We start from the raw sequence: 21,276 nt of genomic DNA on the forward strand, positions 1-21,276 counted from the left end.
CTGTTACGGAACCCTGGTGCCGCCGTCGGGCGTTACTTAGTGGGACTGTTACTTATCGGCGCCCGGGAGGGGGCGATTGGCGATAACGGGCGCGCTGCCGGTGTAGCCGTCGCGGGTGGCGGCAAGCTCGTGGATCTGCTTGCGGCACAGGAACCAGCCCCAGACCATGAGTCCACAGGCTATCGCGGTGACCAGCATGGTGAGCGGTGACTCGATAAACACCATGACCAGGACGCCGGCGAGGAAGATCAGCGACAGCCAACCGGTATACGGAGCCCCGAATAGGCGGAAGGACGGGCGCTTCACCCAACCCTTGTCGGACCAGCGTTTCAGTTGCATCTGGCAGAGGACGATGGTGGCCCAGGTGACGATGATGCCCACGGACGCGACGTTAAGGACGATTTCAAAGGCGTCGGACGGGACCAGGTAGTTCAGCGGAACACCAAGGAGCGAGACGCCTGCGGTGATGGCGATGCCGCCGTAGGGGACGCCTGCCTTATTCATGCGCTGCGCGAACTTCGGGGCCGAACCGGCCACGGACATGGAGCGAAGGATACGGCCCGTGGAGTAGAGGCCGGCGTTCAGTGACGACAGGGCTGCCGTGAGGACCACGAGGTTCATGATGACGTCCACGCCCTCAACGCCGATGGAACCGAAGAACGTCACGAAGGGGCTGACGCCCTTCTCGTACGAGGTGTACGGGAGGAGCAGTGCCAGGAGGATGACGGAGCCAACGTAGAAGACTGCGATGCGGAAGACCACGGAGTTGATGGCCTTGGGCATGATCTTCTCCGGGTTGGGTGTTTCACCGGCCGCGGTACCCACGAGTTCGATGGAAGCGTACGCGAACAGCACACCCTGCATAAGGATGATCATCGGCAGGACACCGTTCGGGAAGACGCCGCCGTTATCGGAAATGAGGCTGAAACCGACCGTCTGGCCATCAACAGGGGTACCGAAGATGACGAAGTACGTGCCCACCAGGAGGAAGGCCACCAGCGCGGCCACCTTGATCAGCGCGAACCAGAACTCCATTTCGCCGAAGACCTTCACCGACACCAGGTTGAGGCTGAGGACGACGACCAACGCGATCAAAGCCCACGCCCACTGCGGAACGGCGCCCATCCAGGGGATGTACTTGCCGAAGAAGTTCATGTAAAGCGCGGCCGCGGTGATGTCCACAATGGTGGTGGTGGCCCAGTTGATCCAGTAGAACCAGCCAGAGACGAAGGCTGCCTTCTCACCATAGAATTCGCGGGCGTAGGAAACGAAGGATCCCGACGACGGGCGGTGCAGAACGAGCTCACCGAGTGCGCGAAGGATCAGGAAGGCGAAAAAGCCGCAGACCGCGTAGGCGATGACGAGGGACGGGCCAGCTGCGTTGAGCCTGCCGCCGGCGCCCAGGAACAGGCCGGTGCCGATGGCGCCACCGATCGCGATCATCTGGATCTGGCGCGGCTTGAGGTCCTTGTGATAGCCACTGTCCTCCTTGTGGAGGGATTTCTCGCTGGCATGCGCTTGGGCCGGGACCGTGTGGTCCGTGATGGGGTTGGTCATTGGAATCCTTAGGGGTGTCCTGTTGGGGTGTCCATGGAAGTGTCCGGTCGGGGATCCGGGCTCGCTGGACAGTGCCGCGTGGGGGTATGCCTCACCGGGCTGAACGGCTGGCGGAAGCCGCTGGGGTTATTGGCCAGTTTGGGCCTATTTGCTCAGGTTCGCCAGACGTTCGGGGCTGAGCAGTTCCTCAAGCTGGGACGCGGTCAGCAGACCGTGTTCCAGAACGAGTTCTGCGACGCCCTTGCCCGTTGCCAGTGCCTCCTGCGCAATAGCAGTGGCGGAGGCGTAACCGATATGGGGGTTCAATGCCGTGACTAGGCCGATCGACTGCTCCACGGTAAGCCGTAGCCGTTCGGTGTTTGCGGTGATTCCCCGGACACAGCGGGCCGTAAGGGTGCGGCACGCTGCTTCCAGGTGGGAGATGCTCTTGTGCAGGCTGTGCACAATGATCGGTTCGAAGGCGTTCAGCTGAAGCTGGCCGGCCTCCGCGGCCATGGTGACGGTGACATCGTTGCCGATGACCTCGTACGCCACCTGGCTGACCACTTCCGGGATCACCGGATTGATCTTGCCGGGCATGATCGACGAACCGGACTGCACAGCCGGCAGGTTGATCTCGCCCAAACCCGCGCGCGGTCCCGAGGACAGCAGGCGGAGGTCGTTGCAAATCTTGGAGAGCTTCACGGCCACGCGCTTCAGCACACCGGACAAGTGGACGAACGCGCCCACGTCCTGGGTGGCTTCGATCAGATCCGCGGCGGTGAGCAGGGGAAGGCCGGTAATCTCGGCCAGGTGGCGGCATGCAGCCTCCGCGTAGCCGGCCGGGGCGTTCAAGCCTGTGCCGATGGCGGTGGCGCCCAGGTTGATCTCGTGGATGAGCATGTGCGACTCGTCCAGGCGGGCCCGGTCTTCGCCGATGGTGACGGCGTAACCGCCGAACTCCTGGCCCAACGTCATGGGGACCGCATCCTGAAGCTGGGTGCGTCCCATCTTCACCACGGTCCGGAACTCACGGCCCTTTTCGGCGAAGGCCACCTCGAGCTCCTCGAGGGCCAGCAGCAGTTCCTTGACCGAGAAGATCGTGGCGAGGTTCACCGCTGTTGGGTAGACATCGTTGGTGGACTGGCTCAGGTTGACGTGGTCATTCGGGTGCAGCTTGGAGTAGTCACCCTTGGGGTGGCCCAGGATTTCCAGCGCACGGTTGGCTATGACCTCGTTGGCATTCATGTTGGAGCTGGTGCCAGCGCCGCCCTGGATCACGTCCACCATGAACTGGTCCTGCAACATGCCGTCCATGATGTCCTGGCAGGCCTGCTCAATGGCCCCTGCGCGTTCGGCATCCAGGAGTCCGAGCTCGTGGTTGGTGCGGGCTGCGGCCTGCTTCACCGCGGCCAGGCCCCTGACAAGGTGCTTATTCGTGGAGAGCGGCTGCCCGGTAATGGGGAAGTTCTCGATGGCGCGGAGGGTGTGGACGCCCCAGTAGGCGTCCGCGGGAACATCGCGGTCACCCAGAAGGTCGTGTTCGGAACGGAGGGGGATCGCCTGATCGACGGTGGTCATAGCTGTCCTTGGTTTAGTTGCTGAAATTTCGGGCTGCACGGAGTTCGCCGACCGGAAGGCCGCCGCCCAGCACAGGTGGGCTTTGAAGAGAGTCCAAGCTGCCGCCGTCGACACCCAACCGGCGGAGAACCTCAACGGTGACGGGCATGCGGGCGCGATCACCGCCGTCGGAAATTTTCACGGCAACGCCAGTGCCGTCGGGGAGGCCCACCAGTTGGAGGCCCTCGAAGCCGTCCTTCGCAAGCAGGCCTGGAACGGCGCGCATCAGGGCTGTGACGTCGCGGCCTTCGCCGGCAACCATCTCCGGGTAACGGCGCATGGCGTGCGCCACCTTGCCCTCGTAGGTGCTTACCTCTGCAGCGGCCAGGCGGCCATAGGCCCGGGCCATCCCGTGCAGTGAGTGGGCGAAAAGCGGAGTTCCGCAGCCGTCAGTACTGACTGCTGCGGCTTCCTCGCCCGTCAGTTCGGTAATGGTGTCGCGGACCAGTACCTGCAACGGGTGCTCGGGGTGTAAGTACCCGTCCACAGGCCAGCCGTTGATGACGCAAACGGCGGTCATGGAAGCGTGCTTGCCTGAGCAGTTCTGCGCGATCTGGGTGGGGCCGTTGCCGGCACGCAGCCACTCTTCTCGTTCTGTGACTCCGTAGGGAAGGTCGGTGCTGTTGGCCAACGCCGCGTCCGTGAGGCCGTGCAGCTTCAAGATTTCGACTGCACCATCGCGGTGCATTTCCGCGCCGGAGTGGCTTGCCGCGGTGAGCGCGAGAAGTTTCTCCGGGATATCCAAACCGGCTTTCAGGAGCGCAACTGCCTGGAGCGGCTTCAGGCTTGAACGCGGGTACATCGGCGCGTCCGGCTGGCCGGCCTCTACTGCGGTGGTGCCGTTCTTGTTCAGGGCAATTAGAGACCCGTAGTGGATGCTCTCCACCAACCCGTCGCGGGTTACCTCGACGAGGGGGACGTGGTTGGGCGCGGTCTGCGCGTCGGCTCGGTGGGCCGGTGCTGCGGGGACGGTCATGGTGTCCTTTGGGTGTGTCATTTGCTGAGGATCGTGTCCAGGGCAACGCTGACGGCCTGAAGGTGGGCGGCCATAGCGTTGGTTGCGGCTTTTTCATCGCCGGCCTCAATGGCATTGAGGATGGCTACATGTTCCTCATCCGAGCGGTGCTGCCGGTCAGCCACGAGGTTGAGGGTTTCGGACTGGTGGGCCAAGGCCTCGCGAATGTCGGAAACAACGCTGGCGAACACACGGTTTCCGCTTGCACGGGCGACGGCGGAGTGGAAAGTGGCGTCCAGGTTGACCCAGGCTTCGGGATCGTTCTCGTTGAGCATTTCCTGGACGATGTCCTTGAGGTGCTCGAGTTCCTCGTCGGTCCTTCGTTGGGCCGCCAGCCCGGCGGCGGGGATCTCGATGTGGGGACGTGCTTCGTTAAGATCGCGTGCGCTGTACTGTCCCAAGGTAAGGTCGTTGGCGACCTTGTTGGCCACAATGAACGTGCCCTTGCCGGTTTTGGTCATGGTGAGGCCCAAGGTGTTGCAGGACCTCAACGCCTCCCTGATGACCGAGCGGCTCACGCCGTACTGCGCGGCGAGCGTCGCTTCGGAGCTCAGCTTGGTGCCGATATCGAACTGGCCGCCTTCGATGGCACGCCTCAGGGCCGCGAAGACCGCCTCAGCTGCGGAAATGCGGGAGATCGGGGTGTGCGCAGCGGCGTTACCCGGGAATTCGGGTTGTCCAGCTGTCCGGCTGTCTGACAGGTTCACGCTTTGAATATGGCACGGGTCACAAGGCACTGTCAACGCTGAAAGAACCGCTTCACGCTTTGGTGAACGACGGCGGCAATCGCCACTGCCGTTCAGCTCACCTTCGCATGGTTCTCGATGGAGCGAAGAATGCTGATCAGCTGCCCAATTTTCTCATCGCCGAACAGCACATCCGGGCCGGACGGGGCCAGCTCGTTGTATGGAGAGTTGAACAAGGCTTTTGGGCTGACTTTTCCGTTTTCCATCAGATGAGTGGTCAGAACGTTGAGGAAGTTCAGCTGTTGGGCCGTGAGCGTTGTACCGGCTACAAACTCAGACAACGCTTCCTCGACCGCTTCGCGGTCCAAACCAACCAGGGAACGGACAAAAAGGCCGAGCCCATCGTGGGCGGCGCGATTCAAGTCTTCGAGCGAACCCAAGCCGCTTTCCAGGAGTATGCGTTCTAGCTCTTCGAGGTCCAACTCGGTGAGTTGCTTGTTGCGTCGCAGCCGTTGGATGGTTGCGTGCTCCTCGTATTGTGCCAAGTACGAACGCATTTTCTCTTTGTAACGGGGGAGGTCCACGAAGCCGTTCGTTGCACCCACCAGTTCAACTTCCTCAAGCACGCCGAGCTCGTCCTGGAAGTTTGTGTAGACCACCTTGCGTTTCCGCTTTTCGATGAGATGGACCAATCCCCGGAGCCGCCGACGGATTTCCTCCAGCCACTCCAAGGAAACAGATTCCCATTCTTCGTCGTGGAGGATTGTTTCCAGCAATGGCAGTTGGGCGGCGATGGCCGGGATGCTCTGCTGGTCTTGCAGGGCGGAGGCTATTGCTTGGATCTTTATCCGGAACGGCCCAACCGCCGATTGTTGCAGGGACGCCAATTCTGTCTGGAGCATCAGATAGTCAAAGCGCTTGGCCTCTTCAGTGTCCGCGGGCGCGCCAATGGAAGCGAGCTTGGCGATCTCGGTTTGCAAAGCCTGGAAGTCCTCGGCCGCCAAGGAAGTCCACGCCGTTTCCTCGGTGAACCTGTCCACCCATTTGCGCGCTGGCTTGACGAGGAAGTTGTCCAGCGGAAGCCGGTCAACTGTGTGTTTCAGGGTTTGTCGAAGGTCGGTAACGACTGGCGCTTGAGGATCCCATTGAAGGTCAGCAAATGTTTGGAGGAGCCGGACGCGTGCAGCAAACGTTGTCTCCGCAAGTGATTTGCCCAGCGACCCTTCGTTGCTGGGCATGCCTGCATTGAAAAATTCGGCATTGCGGCAGAGGTCGAAGATGAAGAAGTCCTTCTTGTCCTCGCCCGGCCCGTACAGTTCCGGGCGCAAGCGCGTACCGCGGCCCACCATTTGCCAGAACTTGGTCTTGGACCTGACCATCTTGAAGAAGACAAGGTTGACGACGTCCGGCACGTCAACGCCGGTGTCCAGCATGTCTACTGAAATGGCGATGTGGGGGTTGCTCTCGGTGGTCGAGAATTCGTCGATGAGATTCTGGGCGTAGTTCACCTGATAGGTGATGACGCGAGCAAACTGGCCCTTGTAAGCCGGGTAGTTCTTGTCAAAGCGTTCAGCAATGTACTCCGCGTGCCTGTTGTTCTTTGCGAAGATAATGGTTTTGCCCAAGCGATCCCCGCCGGCAACCTTGTGGCCGCGGGTCATAAGGACTTCCAACGCCTTATCCACTGTGTCGGCGTTGAAGAGCCAAGTGTTGATCGCGGTGGCGTCCACGGAATCCGGGATTTCGCCGTCTTCATCCCACTCGAGCTCGTCCCACTCTTCTTTGGCAGCCTCAGAAAGGTCCTCGTACGAAATACCTTGATCGGGAAACTTCAGCGGAACCGGAACGACTCGCGGCGGCACGAGATATCCGGCCTCGATGGCTTCGCTGAGTTCATAGGCAAACGTCGGAACGTTGTCCTCGATGCCGAAGAGGCTGTAGGTGTTGCGGTCCACCTCTGACTGTGGCGTGGCCGTCAGCCCGATGAGGAGCGAATCGAAGTACTGGAAAATTGTCCTGTACTTTTGGTAGACGGACCGGTGGGCTTCATCGACGATGATGAGGTCGTAGTGGCCAATGCCAAAGGTCCGCTGTCCGAGCTTTCCCTCGGTCCTGTTGATGAGGTTCATCATGGTCGGATATGTCGCCACGTGGATGCGGCTGTCTGCTTCTTCGCCCGAGCCGAGAATGACGGGACTGGAACCGGGCAGGTGGGCCTTGAACGCATTTGCCGCTTGCTTGACCAAGGCAACCCGGTCGGCGAGGAATAGAACGCGTTTGGCCCAGTTGGCTTCCTGCAGGAGCTTGGCGAGTGCGACGACGGTGCGCGTCTTGCCCGTGCCTGTCGCCATTACTACAAGCGCCTTGCGCTCGAAGTCCTTCTCGTAAGCTTCCGTGACGGCCCGGATGGCGTTGTGCTGGTAGGGGCGTTCGACGATCGAGTTGTCGATTGCCTGTTCAGCCAGGGGCTTTCGGCTCTGTCGGCGGTTGACCAGTAGTTGCAGTTGATCTCTCGTGTGGAATCCCTGCACCGCGCGTTCCGGGTACATGGTGTCGTCCCACATCCAAGTCTCGTAACCGGAGGTGTAGTAGATGATGGGGCGCCGGCCGTATCGACGCTCCAGGCAGTCGGCGTACAGCTTGGCCTGGTGCTTTCCAACATGGGGATCTTTGGTGGTCCGCTTCGCTTCGACCACCGCCAGAGGCAGTCCGTCAGCGCCCCACAGCACGTAATCCACGTAGCCGACGCCACTGAGCGTGCCGCTTGCCGTGGGCATGGTGTCGACCTTGAATTCGCGGTCTTCTGTGTTGCTGAGCGGCCAGCCCGCCTCGTGGAGTTCCAGGTCGATGAGGTGCCTGCGGGTCAGGGCCTCGTCATAGTCATGGTGGTCGGGGACCGTCTGGTTCTGCTTCTTGGCCTCGGCAACTTCGGCCTGCAGAATCTCCAGCTGGGCCTTGAGGTCAGCAGAGTCGGCAGCTGCCTGTGCGAGCGCCTCGTCCTTTGCTTTGAGCTGACTTTCGAGTGCTTGGAGTTCTTCGGGCGACTGCTGCTGGACCGGAGTCTTAGGTTTCGGGGTCAGGGCCGAGGCGTCGAAAACCAACGACGGCGGCAGCTGGTTACCGGTTTTGGCGTAGTTCCTGGCGAGCCAATAGCAAACGTGGTGCAGTTCGCGAAGCACGAGCTCAGCACCTTGGATGGTGGGGCCAACGGAGTTATGGACCGCATTGTTGCCGGCTTTGCGGATGATCGTGAGCTTGTTGGCAATTGGAGCGCCCACAAGATTCTTGAACGTGGGCTCGTTCAGTAAGGCATTGAGGTCATCTTTGTAGGGGGTAACCAAACCTGGCTCTACTTGGTAAAGCCACTCAACTATGCGTTCGATGGTGTAGCGGGCGTAGAACACGGATGCGCGAGGATCGACCCGGGCGAATTGTTCGGCCCGGCGTGCTTGTTTGGCCAACTCGGGCCACTCGCCCAGCATGAACCCAAAGTTGCTGGTAACTGCCCCCATGCAGCCGTCTCCGATCCGTTGCTCCGTTGTCCTGGAAGTAGTCAATCACGACACTGCGACTGTTTAGTCTTCATTTCAGACCGGTGGCCCCGACCAATGGCAACCGTTGTACTTTTGCAATAGTGTCATCGGCGATTTTCGGCAGGGAGCCCAGCTGGGATTTCAGCTCTTCGCGGGCAGCTTCGAATGCTTCCACAAAGCCGCCACAATAGTGTTCGATTATGTCCCGGGCAGCGTCTGCACCAACGCCAAATTGGACGCTTGTCGAGGCCAGCATCTGCTTGCTGATTCTCTGGAGCCTGTACTCGCCTTTCACGCTCATGGCCAAGTCGATGCTAGAGTCCCCATCCCAATACGGCGCGTAGGTGGCGAGGTCGTAGAGCGGCGATAGCTGTGCCCGATTGCCGTTGAGGAGTAGGGAGTAGTTTTTGGCATGCGCATCGGTGCAACCCGCCACGGTGTTGAAAACGAAGGCCCGGTACAGCCCTTCTCCTGCTGCACGGCGGTCTGCTTCAAAAGGAAGTGATCGTACAAGAGCGGCTAAATCGCTCGCGCCCGGCCCGCCGTCACGGTGCTGGTATTTCTTGGCTGGAGAAACACCTAACGCCTGGCAAAAGTCTTCTTGGTGGAGGCGACGCCAGGTTCCATTTACTTCCTGGCGGTCATAACGGCGTGTTACAAAAACGTCCCAGTCGCCGATGCGGGTCAGTTCGGATTTGGCCACTTCGAGCCCAAGAAAAGCTGCCGCCCTCATGGTCAGCTGCTCCACAACATCCAGGCGGCTGAAGTTGCCTGCCGCGGGTTTTAGGATGTGCGTTGTGGGAGTCGCGTCTTCCGGAACTGCCCACTTGCCGTTTGGAAGTTGATACAGGGCAATCTTCGGCTGTGCCCCAGCTAGGCTGAAACGTCCTGCTGCGTCGTCGTAGGGTGTGCCGTCCTTGTATTCAGTCACCACATGATCCAGCATCTCCGACACCTCTGCGTCCGAAACGGCCTTCACGGCCGTTCTGGGAAGAGTGCCATCTGAAGAACCTGTGCCGGGCGCCATGAATTGAAGCGCACCCGCGACGTCGGCACCGATGTGTTCGAGGATGGCGAAAGGGTTGGACGGGGAAACCCGGAACCGTCGGGCAATCGTCTGCAGGGCACCTTCGCTATCTGGGAGGAGTCCTTGCAGAAAGGGGAGCACACTGCGCTTCTTGTGCAGGGTGGCGGCCAGCGGCATGGATAAGGACAACGGTGTCCCATTCGGGGCTGCCTGGTATTCGGGGTCGTAGCGGAAGGTCAGATTTCCCGACGGCGACTGTTCAACGCGGCCGCACAGCGTACCGTCCATAAAAACATCGAGAGCGCGGGAACTCACCACCGGACCGCGCCCGTTTCGCTGTCGCGTATGGCGATTTCGAAACCGAGGGCTTGAAAGACATCCATGAACTTGGACGTTTCCACCGACGCTTTACCGGATTCAAGATCGATGACGAAAGTGCGTGAGACGCTGGCTCGCCGGGCCAACTCTGCCTGCGACCATGCGCGTTCTTCACGCAATTCACGTACAAGCGGCCCGGCCTCGCGGACTGTGCGCACTAGAGTCTCCTGTCGCCGTACGGCAACTTCCACTTATGTCGCCGTACGCCGACTTTAGCAGTTGTTGCCGTACGGCGACAGGTCTCTTTCGAGCTGAGTTAATGCTTAGAGTTCGCCCTTGAATGCGCGGCTTTGGAGCGACGCGAAGAGCGCGTCCAGTTCCGCCAGATGCTTGCGGTGGGTTTCCTTCAAACGTTCGACGGCAGCAACGCGGGTTGCGAAGGCCTGCTGCAGTTCGATAGGAGGAAGAGGAACCCGGAGGGCTCTGATCATTGAAAGATTCAAGTTCTTCTGACGTACTCCGCGTTGGAGCCGCATGAAGTGGCTTCTTCCGATTTGTATGGCGTAGTAAACGTAGTCGGTCACAACGCGGTCGTTTAGCTTCGAAAACGCGATGGCTTGGTTGCAGGCGCTAGGAACAGAAGTTATACCGGACTTGAGGGCAGCCGTGTCGTACATCCCCAAAAGCAGGGCGCCCGGCGGGATCATCTTTGCAGACGAGTTACTTAGGGCGGCTTGGTTGATTCGCTCGGCAGAGGCCCCTAGCCGCCTCTCTCCGAGTTCGCCCGAGCTATACCAGGGGATAGTACCCGAGAAGTAAGCCGGCACAGATCTACTTGGCGTCCCGCCGCTCTGCCAACGCCCGAGGTCATCGAGCCGGGCTGAACCCCATTTCGAATCACGAGTGGGGTCCCCGAACATGGAGTGGAAGATCGATTGGGTGAGCGCGTCAAGGCGGGCGATGGCTTTGCGGCGCTTGGCTCGGAGCTCGTCGGCCTTGTCCAAAATCGCCGCGATCCGTCGCTGCCTGTTTATGGGCGGCAGAAAGAGAGGAAGCTTGAGAAATACCTCTTCCTTGACGCGTTGACGGTTGGTTGCGCCGAAGCTCAGTGAGCGAATCTCATCGACGAACTGATCCGTGGAAACATAACGAATCAGGAACTGCGGATCGATCCGCTGTCTGTCGAGGTCGAACACTGGAAAATCTTTAGAAACTACAGCTCCATCAAGTTCAGGAGGGACGATCGCGAACGCTCCGTTGCGGGCATCAATCCGTGAGTATATGAATTGGCCTTCCCTTACCCGATAACCGCTAAAGGGCTGAGGAGTTTTGCCTTCGCCGATCCTACGCTTGATCGCGCCATTGCCGTTTAGTTTTAGGGTAACAAACAGCTCTCTGGAAGGATCGGAAATGCGCTCTGTCTTGTTGCCTTGGCTAAGTACATCTCCAAAAATCGGGCTCACTTCAGCAGCTCCCGCAGGTCATTCATGCCCTCGGTGATCTCAGCTTCGAGCTCGTCAAGCGCAGCCAAGATTTCCTCTGGGACAGCATGCTCGATCTCTTCGTGCTCGATCTCCTTGTACCGGTTCAGAGAAAGGTCGTAGTCGTTCGCCTCAATCTCCGAAACTGGAACGCAGAACGACTGGTCCGTGCGCGCCCGCTCAAGTTCCGTCGTCGTGCGCTGATTCCAACGCGAGAGGACGTCCTCAAGGTCGGAAGAGCCGAGCGGCGTGCGCTTATCGTCGAGGCTGAAACCGTCGGATTTTACGTCGTAGAACCAGACGTTGGCGGTTCCGCCGGAGTTCGTTTTAGTGAAGAAGAGGATGGCGGTGGAGACTCCGGCGTAGGGCTTGAAGACCCCGGACGGGAGTTTGACCACGGCGTCGAGCTTGTGCCCCTCGACCAGTGTCTTGCGGAGGGACTTGTGCGCGCCGGTGGAGCCGAACAGGACGCCGTCAGGGACGATAACGGCAGCTCGTCCGCCCGGCTTGAGCAGCTTGATGAACAGTGCCAGGAAGAGGAGTTCAGTCTTCTTCGTCTTGACGACGTTCAGCAACTCCTTGGACACATTCTCGTAGTCCAAGCTGCCAGCGAACGGCGGGTTGGCGAGGATGACGTTGTACTTTTCTTCCTCGACAGAGTGCAGGTCGGCAAGGGAATCGCGGTAGGAGACGTCCGGGTTCTCGACACCATGGAGGAGCATGTTCATTGAACCGATGCGGAGCATGGTGGAGTCGAAGTCGAAGCCATGGAACTGCTCGTGATGGAAGAACTTACTGGTCTCGTCATTGGTGAGGAGATTGCTGTTGTTCTTACGGAGGTATTCGCCGGCCTGAACCAGGAAGCCGCAGGTGCCAGCGGCCGGATCACAGATGGCTTCGAGCGGCTGGGGTGCTGTCATCGCGACCATGAGGTCGATGATGTGCCGTGGGGTTCGGAACTGTCCGTTGGTACCCGCCGATGCCAGCTTAGACAACATGTACTCGTAGAGATCGCCCTTGGTGTCGCGGCCCTCCATGTTGATGGAGTCGATGACATCCACCACCTGCTTCAAGACACCCGCGTTCGGAATCTTGAACTGCGCATCCTTCATGTGGTGGCTATAAGTGGAGTCTTCGCCGTTGGACTGCTTGGTCAGCTCAGTTCGGAGGAACGGGAAGATGTTCTGCTGGAAGACCGTGAACATCTCAATCTGACCAAAGTCCTTGAACTTCGACCAGCGGAGGTCCGAATAGGGGCGGCCCTGGGGGTCAACACCCTCGGGGAACACTGCGTTCTCGATCGGCTCGCCTAAGATGTTGGCCTGCTTCTCCGCCCGAGTCTGGTTCTCGTCCAGGCGCTTGAGGAACAGAAGGTACGTGATCTGCTCGATGACTTCCAGCGGGTTCGAGATACCGCCGCTCCAGAACGTATTCCAGACTTTGTCTACTTGGGACTTGATTTCACCTGTGATCACTCATGCGAGTTTAGTGCGTTTTTTGAGGCGCTGAGCCCGACGACAGCGAAGGCCTGGCACCGCCGGATCCGGCGGCGCCAGGCCTGGCCTACGGGTTTGTCAGCAGGGACGCCAGGACTTGCCGCCGGGAGCGTAGCAGCGTGGACCCGTGTACCCCGGGTAGGGATTCGATTGGGCCGGTGGCGCCGGCGGCACGTAGTTTTGGGCCGGCGGAACGTACTGCTGGGCAGGAGGCACATAGGGTGCCGGGAGGTTGCGTATCCGCTCTGCCTCGGCAGCTGCTGCGGCTGCCCGCGCCTGTTCTGCTGCGGCGGCCTCATCGGCAGCCTTCTTTGCTGCTGCCTCTGCTTCCGCGGCGGCCTTTCGTTCTGCCTCCGCTCGCGCGGCAGCGGCCACCCGTTCCTCTTCGGCCTTCTTCTCGGCCGCTGCGAGTGTCTTCTCCTGATCCTTGAGCTGGTTGTGCGTAGACTCAGCCCGGGTTATTACAGCCGTCAGGGCGGTCATCTTGGCGGTTGATTCGCTGGCAGAGTAGGCGGCCCAGAGGATCGAGTTTTCTGTGTCCCTCGCCGCGGACAGCAAGTCCTTGGCTGATTTGGCAGCAAGAATCGCAGTTGCCAGTCCAGTAGCGGATGCTCCTGCTTCGGCCGACGTCGTTGCTGGCGCCGCACTTTGGGCCGCTGTCAGTGCTTCGTTGGCAGCTGTCAGTTGTGCAGGGAGGGTGCACTCGATGTCCTCTGCGAAGAGCCCGGACTTGGCAGTACGCGCTTCCTCAAAGGCAGCTTCGACCGGCGGCAGGAACTTGCGGTTTTCGCCTACGACCATCGGAACGCCCAGTCCGCGACGGGCGATCTCGGCGTTGACCAGCTGATTCTTGGCATTGAAGATACCCGCCAAGGTGCGTCCGTATTTGTCATGGCGTTCGACGTCGAACTCCAACCGGACCTTGCTGCCCACCGGAAGTACCTCCTCCAAATGCTTCGAGGCCTCTGGGCCCAGGCATTCGGTGGGTTTGTTTGGGTCCTTGGTCTCCGGCGTGTTGATATTCAGCAGCCGGATCGTCTGATCGTTGTTGTTGATGGAAACCACCACCGTGTCTCCGTCAACTACCCTGACGACAGTGCCAGAGTCGGCGTTCGCAGCGGCCGCAGCAATCAGCGAGCCGGTAACGACGGCTACAGCGGCTGTTGCTCCAATAATTAGTTTCCGCATGATGTCGGGCCTCCCAAGGGGAGGTGCAATGGATGATGGATGTGGGGCAGCCTGGGTTGGGCGCGCAAATAGTCCCCCTATTATGCGAATGGAGTGATGAGTTGGCTGCTCAGCAGCCGAAATCACTTTAAGCTACAACTCACCATCCGCCGGTTTAGCATGGCCGGCGGAGATATTGTGACCCCTGCTTGTCACAATGGACCATGCTCTTCACCAAAAAGTCCCTCACCGCGGATGGCTTCACCGGGTTCAGGCCGCTCGACGAACTCGATCCGATGCGGATTCCCCAGGGACCCGGCATCTTCGTGGTCCTTCGCCCAGCAGATTTTGAGCCCGCATTCCTTAGTAAGAGCACTGCCGGGACGTTCAAGAAAAAGGACCCCTCCCTCAAACGGGAAGCGCTGGAAACCGAGTGGCTCCCGGAAGCTTCCGTACTTTACGTGGGCAAGGCCGGCGCCGGCAGCCAAGGCAATCGCGGGCTTCGTAAGAAGATCCAAGAGTTCATGGACTACGGTCGTGGGCGTCCGACCGTCGTGTGGGATGCCCGACTCATCTGGCAGTTGCGGGACGCCCTCGACTTGGTGATCGCATGGAAGGAACTCCCCGCGTCCGAGGTAAATGCGGCCGAAGCCGCCTATCACGCTGACTTTATCGCCACCTTTGGCAGGCTTCCGTTCGCCAACCTCGTCCAGGCGCGAGCCCGGAAATAGGGGTTAGCGTTCGGCGGCGGACGGTCGGCTGACGCTGTCGACCTCCCGCCCGCTTCGGATCCGGCGCATAATGTGATCCATGACGGCCAGTGAACCCGCTCGCGGCAAACCGGAAGGGCTTCGCATCACCGTCGAGGTGCCGGTTCTTAGCCTCGGCGCCGGCCTTGCCGACTATGAAGGGCTCGGACGCTACGTCGATTCGCTCCGCAAACCGTCTGGACTCCACATGACACTCCTTCACGTCGGGATCCTGGACCATCTTCTGGCGGACATCGAGAAGTGGACCAGAGGACTCTCGACGGCGGATAAGGTGCTTCCGGAAATCGTGAGCTGGCTGACCGAACTGCCGGTTCTGGAAGGATTCCTTGGCAAAACAGACCGACTGATCCCCTTGGGCGGTGGGCGCCTGATGGGCTTCGAAGTGGACGTACCCCAAGAAGTCCACGATTATCAGGCCCTTTTGGTTCAGGGGCTCCACGTGCTTCTGGACGAACTTGGCCTCGACAACATCGACGACTTTATTCTCAGCTCACCTGCCTTGGGCTACAGATCACCGCGGTGGCTGCCCCATATTGCCGTCGGCAAGGCAAAGTCCCGACACGAAGAGCCTATCGAAATAGCTCCTGTGGCAATCGAGTTTGGTGATTCCCGGATCCGGAACGGGCAGGCGCTGCCCTCGGCAAAATGAATTGTTGTTGGCAGTTGACGCGCGGGAAGTTCTACAGCCCGTAGAATATGATGCGTCTCCCGTTTTCTACCTGAGGACTCCCATGCAGCCGCGCACCCTGTTCCGTACCGTCGCTTTTGCCGAGGCCGTGACTTGGACGCTGTTGCTGATCGGGCTCTTCCTTAAGTACGTCACTCGCACCACCGATGTCGGGGTGAGTATCGCCGGAGGCATCCATGGATTCGTGTTCCTTTGCTATGCCGCCACGGCTGCCTTCACATGGATAAACCAGAAATGGTCCACACGTACCGGTCTGCTTGCCATCGTCTCGGCGGTCATTCCTTATGCCACCATCCCCGTGGAGAAGTCGCTCGATCGTCGCGGTCTCCTTGCCGGAGGCTGGCGCTTGGCTGCTGGGGGCGATTCGCCTCAAGGAGGATTTGAGAAAGCCCAAGCTTGGGTCTTGAGGAACCCGATCGTCGCAGTGGTTGTCACTCTTGTCGCTGTGGGCGCGGTCTTCAGCTTCCTGCTGTTCATGGGCCCTCCCGATACCTGGTTCTCTTACCCCCTGATACGGATACTTCCTGCAGCCTTGATCAGGCTTTGGGATCGTAGAAGCACGTCGGACCGCTTACTGGAACCCAGTCCTGCCATCCTGGGTTGACCACTGTTCGTAACGCCTTCTTCCAGATGACAGGTCTCCCCTCGGCCTCGCTGTCGGTAGTGGCCGGGCACTCCAGCGTCAGGCATCGGTTGTCCTCAGAATCCGGACCGTCATCGCGGCAATGAAAGTCCGGCATCAGCTGATACAAACCATCGGCAGAAATAATGACGCCTTGCGCCGAAGCCGGCATAGGTGACGACAACTCTGTCGAAAGGGGTGCTGGACTTGTCGAACCGGGTCGGTCTTCGCCGCCTTGGCACCCACAGATAACAAACAGGCAGGAAACTGCCATCGCCACCGTACCAAGACGCGTGGCTGTACTACTGCGGGGGTGAAAGTCTCGAATCATTCGGGTACTCCTAGCTGTTTTGTGTGGTTGGTCGATCGGCTTAGATCGGTTGCGGAAGATGGTCGACACGGGGTCCGAAGGGAATGGCGGCACCAGGCCCCTGGGCCCGTCGTCAGCAATTGGTGGTTCGCTAGCGGTCTGCTTTGGGGCAGCCCCAGGATGTGGGGTTTTGCTCGCAGGTGTCGGCGACGAGTGCTTTTTCGGTTTTCCAGACGTGGATGGTTTTGGGTGGTGTGGTGAGGTCGAGGGTTCCGTTGATGGGTAGTGGTGGTCCGTTGTTGACGGAGTAGGTTCCGGTGAAGCTGGTGGTGAGGGTGGCTGGGTAGTTGCCGGTTTGGGTGTAGGTGTGGCTGTTGCGGGTCTCGGTGGTGAGCCATTGGGTTTGGGGTATGGGGTAGCCGGCTAGGGGTGTGGGTCCGAGTTTGGTGCCGTCGCCGTAGGCGTAGGTGTAGTTTGCGGGGGTGGCGGTGAGGTGGACTGCTTGGCCGAGGATGGTGAGGTCGAAGGTTTGTTGCCCTGGTGTGGCGTAGAAGTTGGTGGGTCCGCCTTTGAGCGTGTTGGGGAAGGGTTGGACTTCGAGGGTTCCTGGGTTGACGGGGAGTTGGCGGAAGTCGTTGAGGATCCGGGCGGCGATGTTGGCCAGGACGTCTTCGGGTTTGGCGTCGTAGAGGCACGTTGGTCCGCTGACCGCCGGGTAGTCTGTCCACACCGGGTTGGTGATGTACTTCGGCGCCTGCCGCCAGATCACGGGCGTGCCTTGCTCTCCGCCGGGTGTTTTCGGTGGGCAGTCCAGGGTGAGGCAACCCCTGTCCGGGGTGTCCGAACCACCCGAGCGGCAATGGACATCGGCCATGTACTGGTTCGGGTCCTCGGCGGCACCATTCGGGCCCATGTTCGTGGATGGAACACCGGTGACTGGATCGAGAGTGAACTTGGCGTTGATGTCTATGGCTGTGTCGTGTTTTCCGATGCTGACGTGCGGGTCGTCATCCGCAAATGATGGGACGCCGATCAACAAAGTGTGCGTCACCAGAAGAACTGATCCGAGTAGGGCAAGTAGAGACGCTCTCACAGCTAACCGACGATCAAGCCATTGTCGACGACCTGCCAAAGGCCGTGTCGATAAGAGACCATGACAGCCTCGGCAGTGTTGTAGGCAGGTGTCGTCTGCTGCCCCGGACTCCCGTCGGCGTCAAAGTATTGTATTTGCTCCTGGACAACCTGCGCTTTCGCCGACTGCGGGTCTGAACCGTCCTTCCAGAGCACCTCTACGACTGGTGTAGTTATGCGACCGCCGACCACCCAACGGCCTGATGTGTAGTTGAGCTCCACAGCTCGCTTATAGGCGGCGCCCGAGACCGTCGTCGTGTCGGTTGAAAGACTCCAAGGCCCCAGATCGCCAGTCTCCGTTGCATATGAGTATGTCGCGTACCAGTACCCAATAAACGCCTCCAGCCCGGCCTTCGTGTTCTCCTTCGCTAGCTCCGGCATCACGGGAACCGGCACGTTCTGGGCCTTCCCCTTCGCATCGGCAGGCTTATAAGCACCGGAAGAAGACGGAGTAGCCGAAACCGAGGCAACCGGCGCGCTGGTGGTGGGTGACGCCGTCGTCGTACTGGTGGCGGAGGGCGGTTCACTGGGAGTCGTGCCGTACTCGCAGCCTCCCAGCAGCAGTGCAAGGACGATGCCCATGACTGAAGTCCGGGCGTACGGAGACGAAAACGTAGACGATGAAACGCGAGACATGACAAGCTCCCCAGCTGCTGTTCGGCGGTGTGCCGGTCAGTCTAGGCCGGGGTGGGTGCGGGTTTCATGTCAGAAAAAGCGGCCTGTGGAAAACTGTGAAAGGGCTATCCCCGCAGCTTCTCCATGTCCCGGCGGTCCTTCTTGGTGGGTCGGCCCGCGCCACGGTCGCGCTGGGGCAGGCCGAGCTTGGGGGCTACGGGTCGAGGGGGAGTGTGGTCGGTAAAGCAGTGCGACGCTGCTTCGGCTCCGACGCGCTTCGCGATGAGCCGCCGCACCTCCAGAATCCGTTCCCAGCCGGATTCACGTACGCGGATGGTGTCGCCAACGATGACGCTTTGCGAGGCCTTCACCGGGTTCCCGTTGATCCGGATGTGCCCGGCCCGGCAGGCAGCTGTTGCCGCTGACCGGGTCTTGTAGGCGCGGATTGCCCACAACCACGCGTCAACACGGACATTCGCTGGAGCTGAAGACGGGATACTCATCCATGAATTGTCCCCGATGACAGGGGTGAGCGCGCGGCAGACACACGACAGGCCGGCGGACGCTTGGGGCGCCGTCGACAAACGGACATGAAGATTTGACTTGCAGCAATTCAAAAACTCGTATACGCCAGCAATAGACGTAGATTGAAGAACTTGACTTGCAATAAAAATACAGGTGGGTTATGCGATAAAGTTGATTTAGAAATCCAGCGCAACCTCTGTTTCAAGTCCAAATCATGTGTTAGCGTGTTTCTCGTACTGATCAGTACGTATTGCTGGAGTTCAATCAAAATCTGATTGGCGATTTTTTAATTGGAGGGGAATTAAATGACTGACAAGAACTATGAGAAGAGCCCTGCTTTCTTCCGTGCAGCAACTCCGGGCATCTTCTTCGAAGAGGAATTCGGTACCGAATCCGCAACCGAAGGTCTTGTGGCCGTCCAGTCGATTGATGCTGAGCTCGAAGCCATCCTGGCCAAGTAATTCAGTGGGCCGGTTGGGCAAGCGCCCGACCGGCCCATCTTCGCCCTACCAACACGGAACGTGATGCTTAAACAACCTCCCCGCGGGTTTGCTGGACTTCCTGTCGGCGCTGACCCAAGTGATCTTGGCAGTGCTCGCGTGGCGGTTCTGGGTGTGGCGTCCTCGGTGGGCTCACCTCATCACGGCGCGGAAAATGGCCCGGCGTTCCTTCGCGCCGCTTCCCGGCGGTATACCTGGGGCTACCCGGATGGCTGCCTCATGAACGCGGAAACCGGTCGGACTGGTTTTGCAGCCGTTGATCTGGGGGACATCGTTCCGGAGGGTTCCTCTGCCCAGGAAGTGGCGGAAGAAATCAACGGCGTCGTGGCTCGCTTGGATCCGCGCTCTATCCCTTGCGTCATTGGGGGTGACCACAGCATTACTGCCGGAGTCGTTGGCGGTCTCATAGCCAGGGGAACTCCACCAGTCCGGGTTATTCAGTTCGACCAGCACCTGGACATTCAACTGTGGGAACCGGTGACTTCTACGCGTGTGGACCCTTTGTTCAACACAAACGTCATCACCCATGTCGGCGAGCAACTTGGTCGTCGAAGCGTGCTCCAGGTGGGAATTGATCCATTTATCGCGATCAGCGCGGCGTCGACGGCAGAGGTATCAGGGCGCATGGATGTCAGTGCGGGCATCATTCCTGCCACGTCCCAACTGCTTCGGGATGAAGCGGGTTTGGTTGAGGCGCTCGGATCTGAGATGCCAACCTACGTGTCGATTGACGTGGATGTCATTCAACAGGCCCAAATGGGTTCCACTGGGTACCCTGCGCATCTTGGGATGGACACAACCGACCTCATCAGGGTCTTGGAGGTGGTCCTGCGCAACAATCCCATAGTTGGCCTGGATGTTGTGGAGTTCAGTGCCGAGCGCGGAGCGCGGGAACCCGCCGTGTTGTCTGATGCCATGCGGGCAGCCGATTTGCTAATGGGTGCAATTTCACTTTTGACGTCCTGAAATGAGGAGCACAGATTGATATCACGTATCACCCAGGCGAAATCCATCAGCCAAGCCCTTAATATTTCGGAGATTGATGGATGGGATCATTGGAACTCTTTCACGGAGACAATTATAAAATTTGATTTGCCCTCGCAGCAGGACGAGGTGGTGGAATTCTCACGCGAGAACGTTGCGGCGTTCTCGGCCACCATCCCAGGGGACTACTACTACCCCATAGGGCAGGTTTTCGAGCCGGACGTGGTTCGGGAGGTGTGCGACCTTCACGGACTGAACTACTCCGACGTGAAGACGCTGCGCGCCCATGGAGGTGAACGCCTGAGCGAGCTTCGCGATCGTATGGACCGCGTTGAGACGATGGATGATGCTGACGTTATAGTCCTAGCCAGCGCTTTGGTCACCTTGTCGCGTTTCGACCTTGCACATAGCGTGTTGGCGCGGGCAGGAGAGCGGGGAGCACGTTTCCAGTTCGAGGCTGCTTTGCTTCGCTACATTATTGGAAACCGCACCCAAGGACGTGGGCTGGACGTGAACCTCATGTCAGAGGTTCGCAGGACGGCTGCATCCCAAGAGGTCCCGCCCCACCGCTTGCTCGACGCATGCAGCATCGCCGTCGTGTGGTATCTGAAGGGCGTCGGAGTCACCAAAGAAGATTTTGAGTGGTTCGCCAGAACAGGAAACACGGTGGTTCTGGAGCAAGGAAAGAAGATACCCGCCGTTTCGACGTCAGCTTGGTACCGCGGCGTGGCGATGATCCCTGCCGAGATCGGTGACGTTTCCCGCACTCGTGCACTGATGAATGAAGCGGCTGTTTCGGCTCAGAGGGCTATGGAAGACAGCGATGCTCCCTTCGCCCGCAATCTGCACAAGACATACCTTGAATCTTCCGTGAAGGAACATCTATACGTCTCACGTGACGAGGAGAAGGCGCTTCAGGCTGCCAAGGACCTGGTCGCTTGGGATCCGCTGTGGTCGGTGAGCGCCGGTGAGTACGCAGATGTGCTCGCAGCTTTCGGTAAGGCTGAGTTGGCTGCAGAAACCTACGATCGTGCCACCTCCCTTGGAGCCCCTTACGTAACCCACCACTTGCGCAAGGCAGCGCAGCAGTACACCAAGGCAGGAATGGCGGACAAGGCAATAGCCCGGTATCTGCTCCTCGCCAGCATGCTTCCGGACCCCTCTGAAGTGTTGGACACGGTAGATAACATGTTGGACAAAAGCACCGATGCGGCGCTGGTAGCCGTGCGGCAGCAGCTGACAGCAAGCTGAG

General features: G+C 59.7%; 18 protein-coding genes and 1 pseudogene. 6 read left to right on the top strand and 13 right to left on the bottom strand.

Annotated elements, in window-relative coordinates:
• Positions 1-48 precede the first annotated feature (48 nt).
• The 10 genes from J2Y68_RS21690 to J2Y68_RS21735 all read right to left on the bottom strand — a co-directional run bounded on the left by J2Y68_RS21690 (position 49) and on the right by J2Y68_RS21735 (position 13,900).
• Complete coding sequence (locus J2Y68_RS21690; protein ID WP_309996967.1) at positions 49-1,557, bottom strand: amino acid permease; 1,509 nt, start codon at positions 1,555-1,557, stop codon at positions 49-51.
• Positions 1,558-1,701: 144 nt separating this feature from the next.
• On the bottom strand, positions 1,702-3,117 hold the full coding sequence (locus J2Y68_RS21695; RefSeq protein ID WP_309996969.1) for an aspartate ammonia-lyase: 1,416 nt from the start codon (positions 3,115-3,117) through the stop codon (positions 1,702-1,704).
• A 13-nt stretch (positions 3,118-3,130) separates the two neighbouring features.
• Positions 3,131-4,153, bottom strand: a complete 1,023-nt coding sequence (locus J2Y68_RS21700; protein ID WP_309996971.1) for an asparaginase — start codon at positions 4,151-4,153, stop codon at positions 3,131-3,133.
• Complete coding sequence (locus J2Y68_RS21705) at positions 4,150-4,878, bottom strand: FadR/GntR family transcriptional regulator (protein ID WP_309996974.1); 729 nt, start codon at positions 4,876-4,878, stop codon at positions 4,150-4,152. Before J2Y68_RS21705 ends, J2Y68_RS21700 begins: the two co-directional genes overlap by 4 nt.
• 92 nt (positions 4,879-4,970) lie before the next feature.
• Positions 4,971-8,369, bottom strand: coding sequence for a DEAD/DEAH box helicase family protein (locus tag J2Y68_RS21710; RefSeq protein WP_309996977.1), 3,399 nt, complete (start codon positions 8,367-8,369; stop codon positions 4,971-4,973).
• A gap of 70 nt (positions 8,370-8,439) precedes the next feature.
• Positions 8,440-9,705: a HipA domain-containing protein gene (locus tag J2Y68_RS21715; RefSeq protein WP_309996979.1), complete on the bottom strand. Its 1,266-nt coding sequence runs from the start codon at positions 9,703-9,705 to the stop codon at positions 8,440-8,442.
• Positions 9,706-9,728: 23 nt separating this feature from the next.
• Positions 9,729-9,953, bottom strand: coding sequence for a helix-turn-helix domain-containing protein (locus J2Y68_RS21720; protein ID WP_167510528.1), 225 nt, complete (start codon positions 9,951-9,953; stop codon positions 9,729-9,731).
• Between the two features lie 105 nt (positions 9,954-10,058).
• Complete coding sequence (locus tag J2Y68_RS21725; RefSeq protein ID WP_309996982.1) at positions 10,059-11,198, bottom strand: restriction endonuclease subunit S; 1,140 nt, start codon at positions 11,196-11,198, stop codon at positions 10,059-10,061.
• The gene (locus J2Y68_RS21730; RefSeq protein ID WP_309996985.1) at positions 11,195-12,691 is read right to left on the bottom strand and encodes a type I restriction-modification system subunit M; all 1,497 of its coding nucleotides are present in this window, start codon (positions 12,689-12,691) and stop codon (positions 11,195-11,197) included. Before J2Y68_RS21730 ends, J2Y68_RS21725 begins: the two co-directional genes overlap by 4 nt.
• A 99-nt stretch (positions 12,692-12,790) precedes the next feature.
• The gene (locus tag J2Y68_RS21735) at positions 12,791-13,900 is read right to left on the bottom strand and encodes a thermonuclease family protein (protein WP_309996988.1); all 1,110 of its coding nucleotides are present in this window, start codon (positions 13,898-13,900) and stop codon (positions 12,791-12,793) included.
• Between the two features lie 203 nt (positions 13,901-14,103).
• On the opposite strand from J2Y68_RS21735, the gene J2Y68_RS21740 reads away from it, so the two are divergent.
• The 3 genes and pseudogenes from J2Y68_RS21740 to J2Y68_RS21750 all read left to right on the top strand — a co-directional run.
• Positions 14,104-14,610, top strand: coding sequence for a hypothetical protein (locus J2Y68_RS21740; RefSeq protein WP_309996990.1), 507 nt, complete (start codon positions 14,104-14,106; stop codon positions 14,608-14,610).
• 79 nt (positions 14,611-14,689) lie between these two features.
• Positions 14,690-15,298 (top strand): hypothetical protein, encoded by a 609-nt coding sequence (locus J2Y68_RS21745; RefSeq protein WP_309996993.1) that lies wholly within the window; start codon positions 14,690-14,692, stop codon positions 15,296-15,298.
• An 82-nt stretch (positions 15,299-15,380) separates the two neighbouring features.
• A pseudogene (locus tag J2Y68_RS21750) lies at positions 15,381-15,839 on the top strand (DUF3817 domain-containing protein); the annotation flags it as partial.
• A 581-nt stretch (positions 15,840-16,420) separates the two neighbouring features.
• On the opposite strand, the gene J2Y68_RS21755 reads toward J2Y68_RS21750, so the two are convergent.
• The 3 genes from J2Y68_RS21755 to J2Y68_RS21765 all read right to left on the bottom strand — a co-directional run bounded on the left by J2Y68_RS21755 (position 16,421) and on the right by J2Y68_RS21765 (position 18,518).
• Positions 16,421-17,320, bottom strand: coding sequence for a hypothetical protein (locus J2Y68_RS21755; RefSeq protein ID WP_309996996.1), 900 nt, complete (start codon positions 17,318-17,320; stop codon positions 16,421-16,423).
• A 44-nt stretch (positions 17,321-17,364) separates the two neighbouring features.
• Complete coding sequence (locus tag J2Y68_RS21760) at positions 17,365-18,036, bottom strand: DUF6318 family protein (RefSeq protein WP_309996999.1); 672 nt, start codon at positions 18,034-18,036, stop codon at positions 17,365-17,367.
• A gap of 104 nt (positions 18,037-18,140) precedes the next feature.
• Entirely contained in the window at positions 18,141-18,518 is a 378-nt protein-coding gene (locus tag J2Y68_RS21765) for an RNA-binding S4 domain-containing protein (RefSeq protein WP_309997002.1), read from the bottom strand.
• A 327-nt stretch (positions 18,519-18,845) separates the two neighbouring features.
• Here J2Y68_RS21765 and J2Y68_RS21770 point away from each other — a divergent pair, with 327 nt between their 5' ends.
• From J2Y68_RS21770 to J2Y68_RS21780, 3 genes are all read left to right on the top strand, one after another.
• A complete protein-coding gene (locus J2Y68_RS21770) occupies positions 18,846-19,001 on the top strand; it encodes a hypothetical protein (protein WP_309997006.1) in 156 nt (51 codons plus the stop codon).
• 138 nt (positions 19,002-19,139) lie between these two features.
• Entirely contained in the window at positions 19,140-20,006 is an 867-nt protein-coding gene (locus J2Y68_RS21775) for an arginase family protein (protein ID WP_309997009.1), read from the top strand.
• Positions 20,007-20,132: 126 nt separating this feature from the next.
• Positions 20,133-21,275, top strand: a complete 1,143-nt coding sequence (locus tag J2Y68_RS21780) for a hypothetical protein (RefSeq protein WP_309997011.1) — start codon at positions 20,133-20,135, stop codon at positions 21,273-21,275.
• The last annotated feature ends 1 nt before the right edge of the window (position 21,276 follow it).

Origin of the sequence: Paenarthrobacter nitroguajacolicus (assembly GCF_031455195.1) — a bacterium.
GTDB classification, from domain to species: Bacteria; Actinomycetota; Actinomycetes; order Actinomycetales; family Micrococcaceae; genus Arthrobacter; species Arthrobacter nitroguajacolicus_D.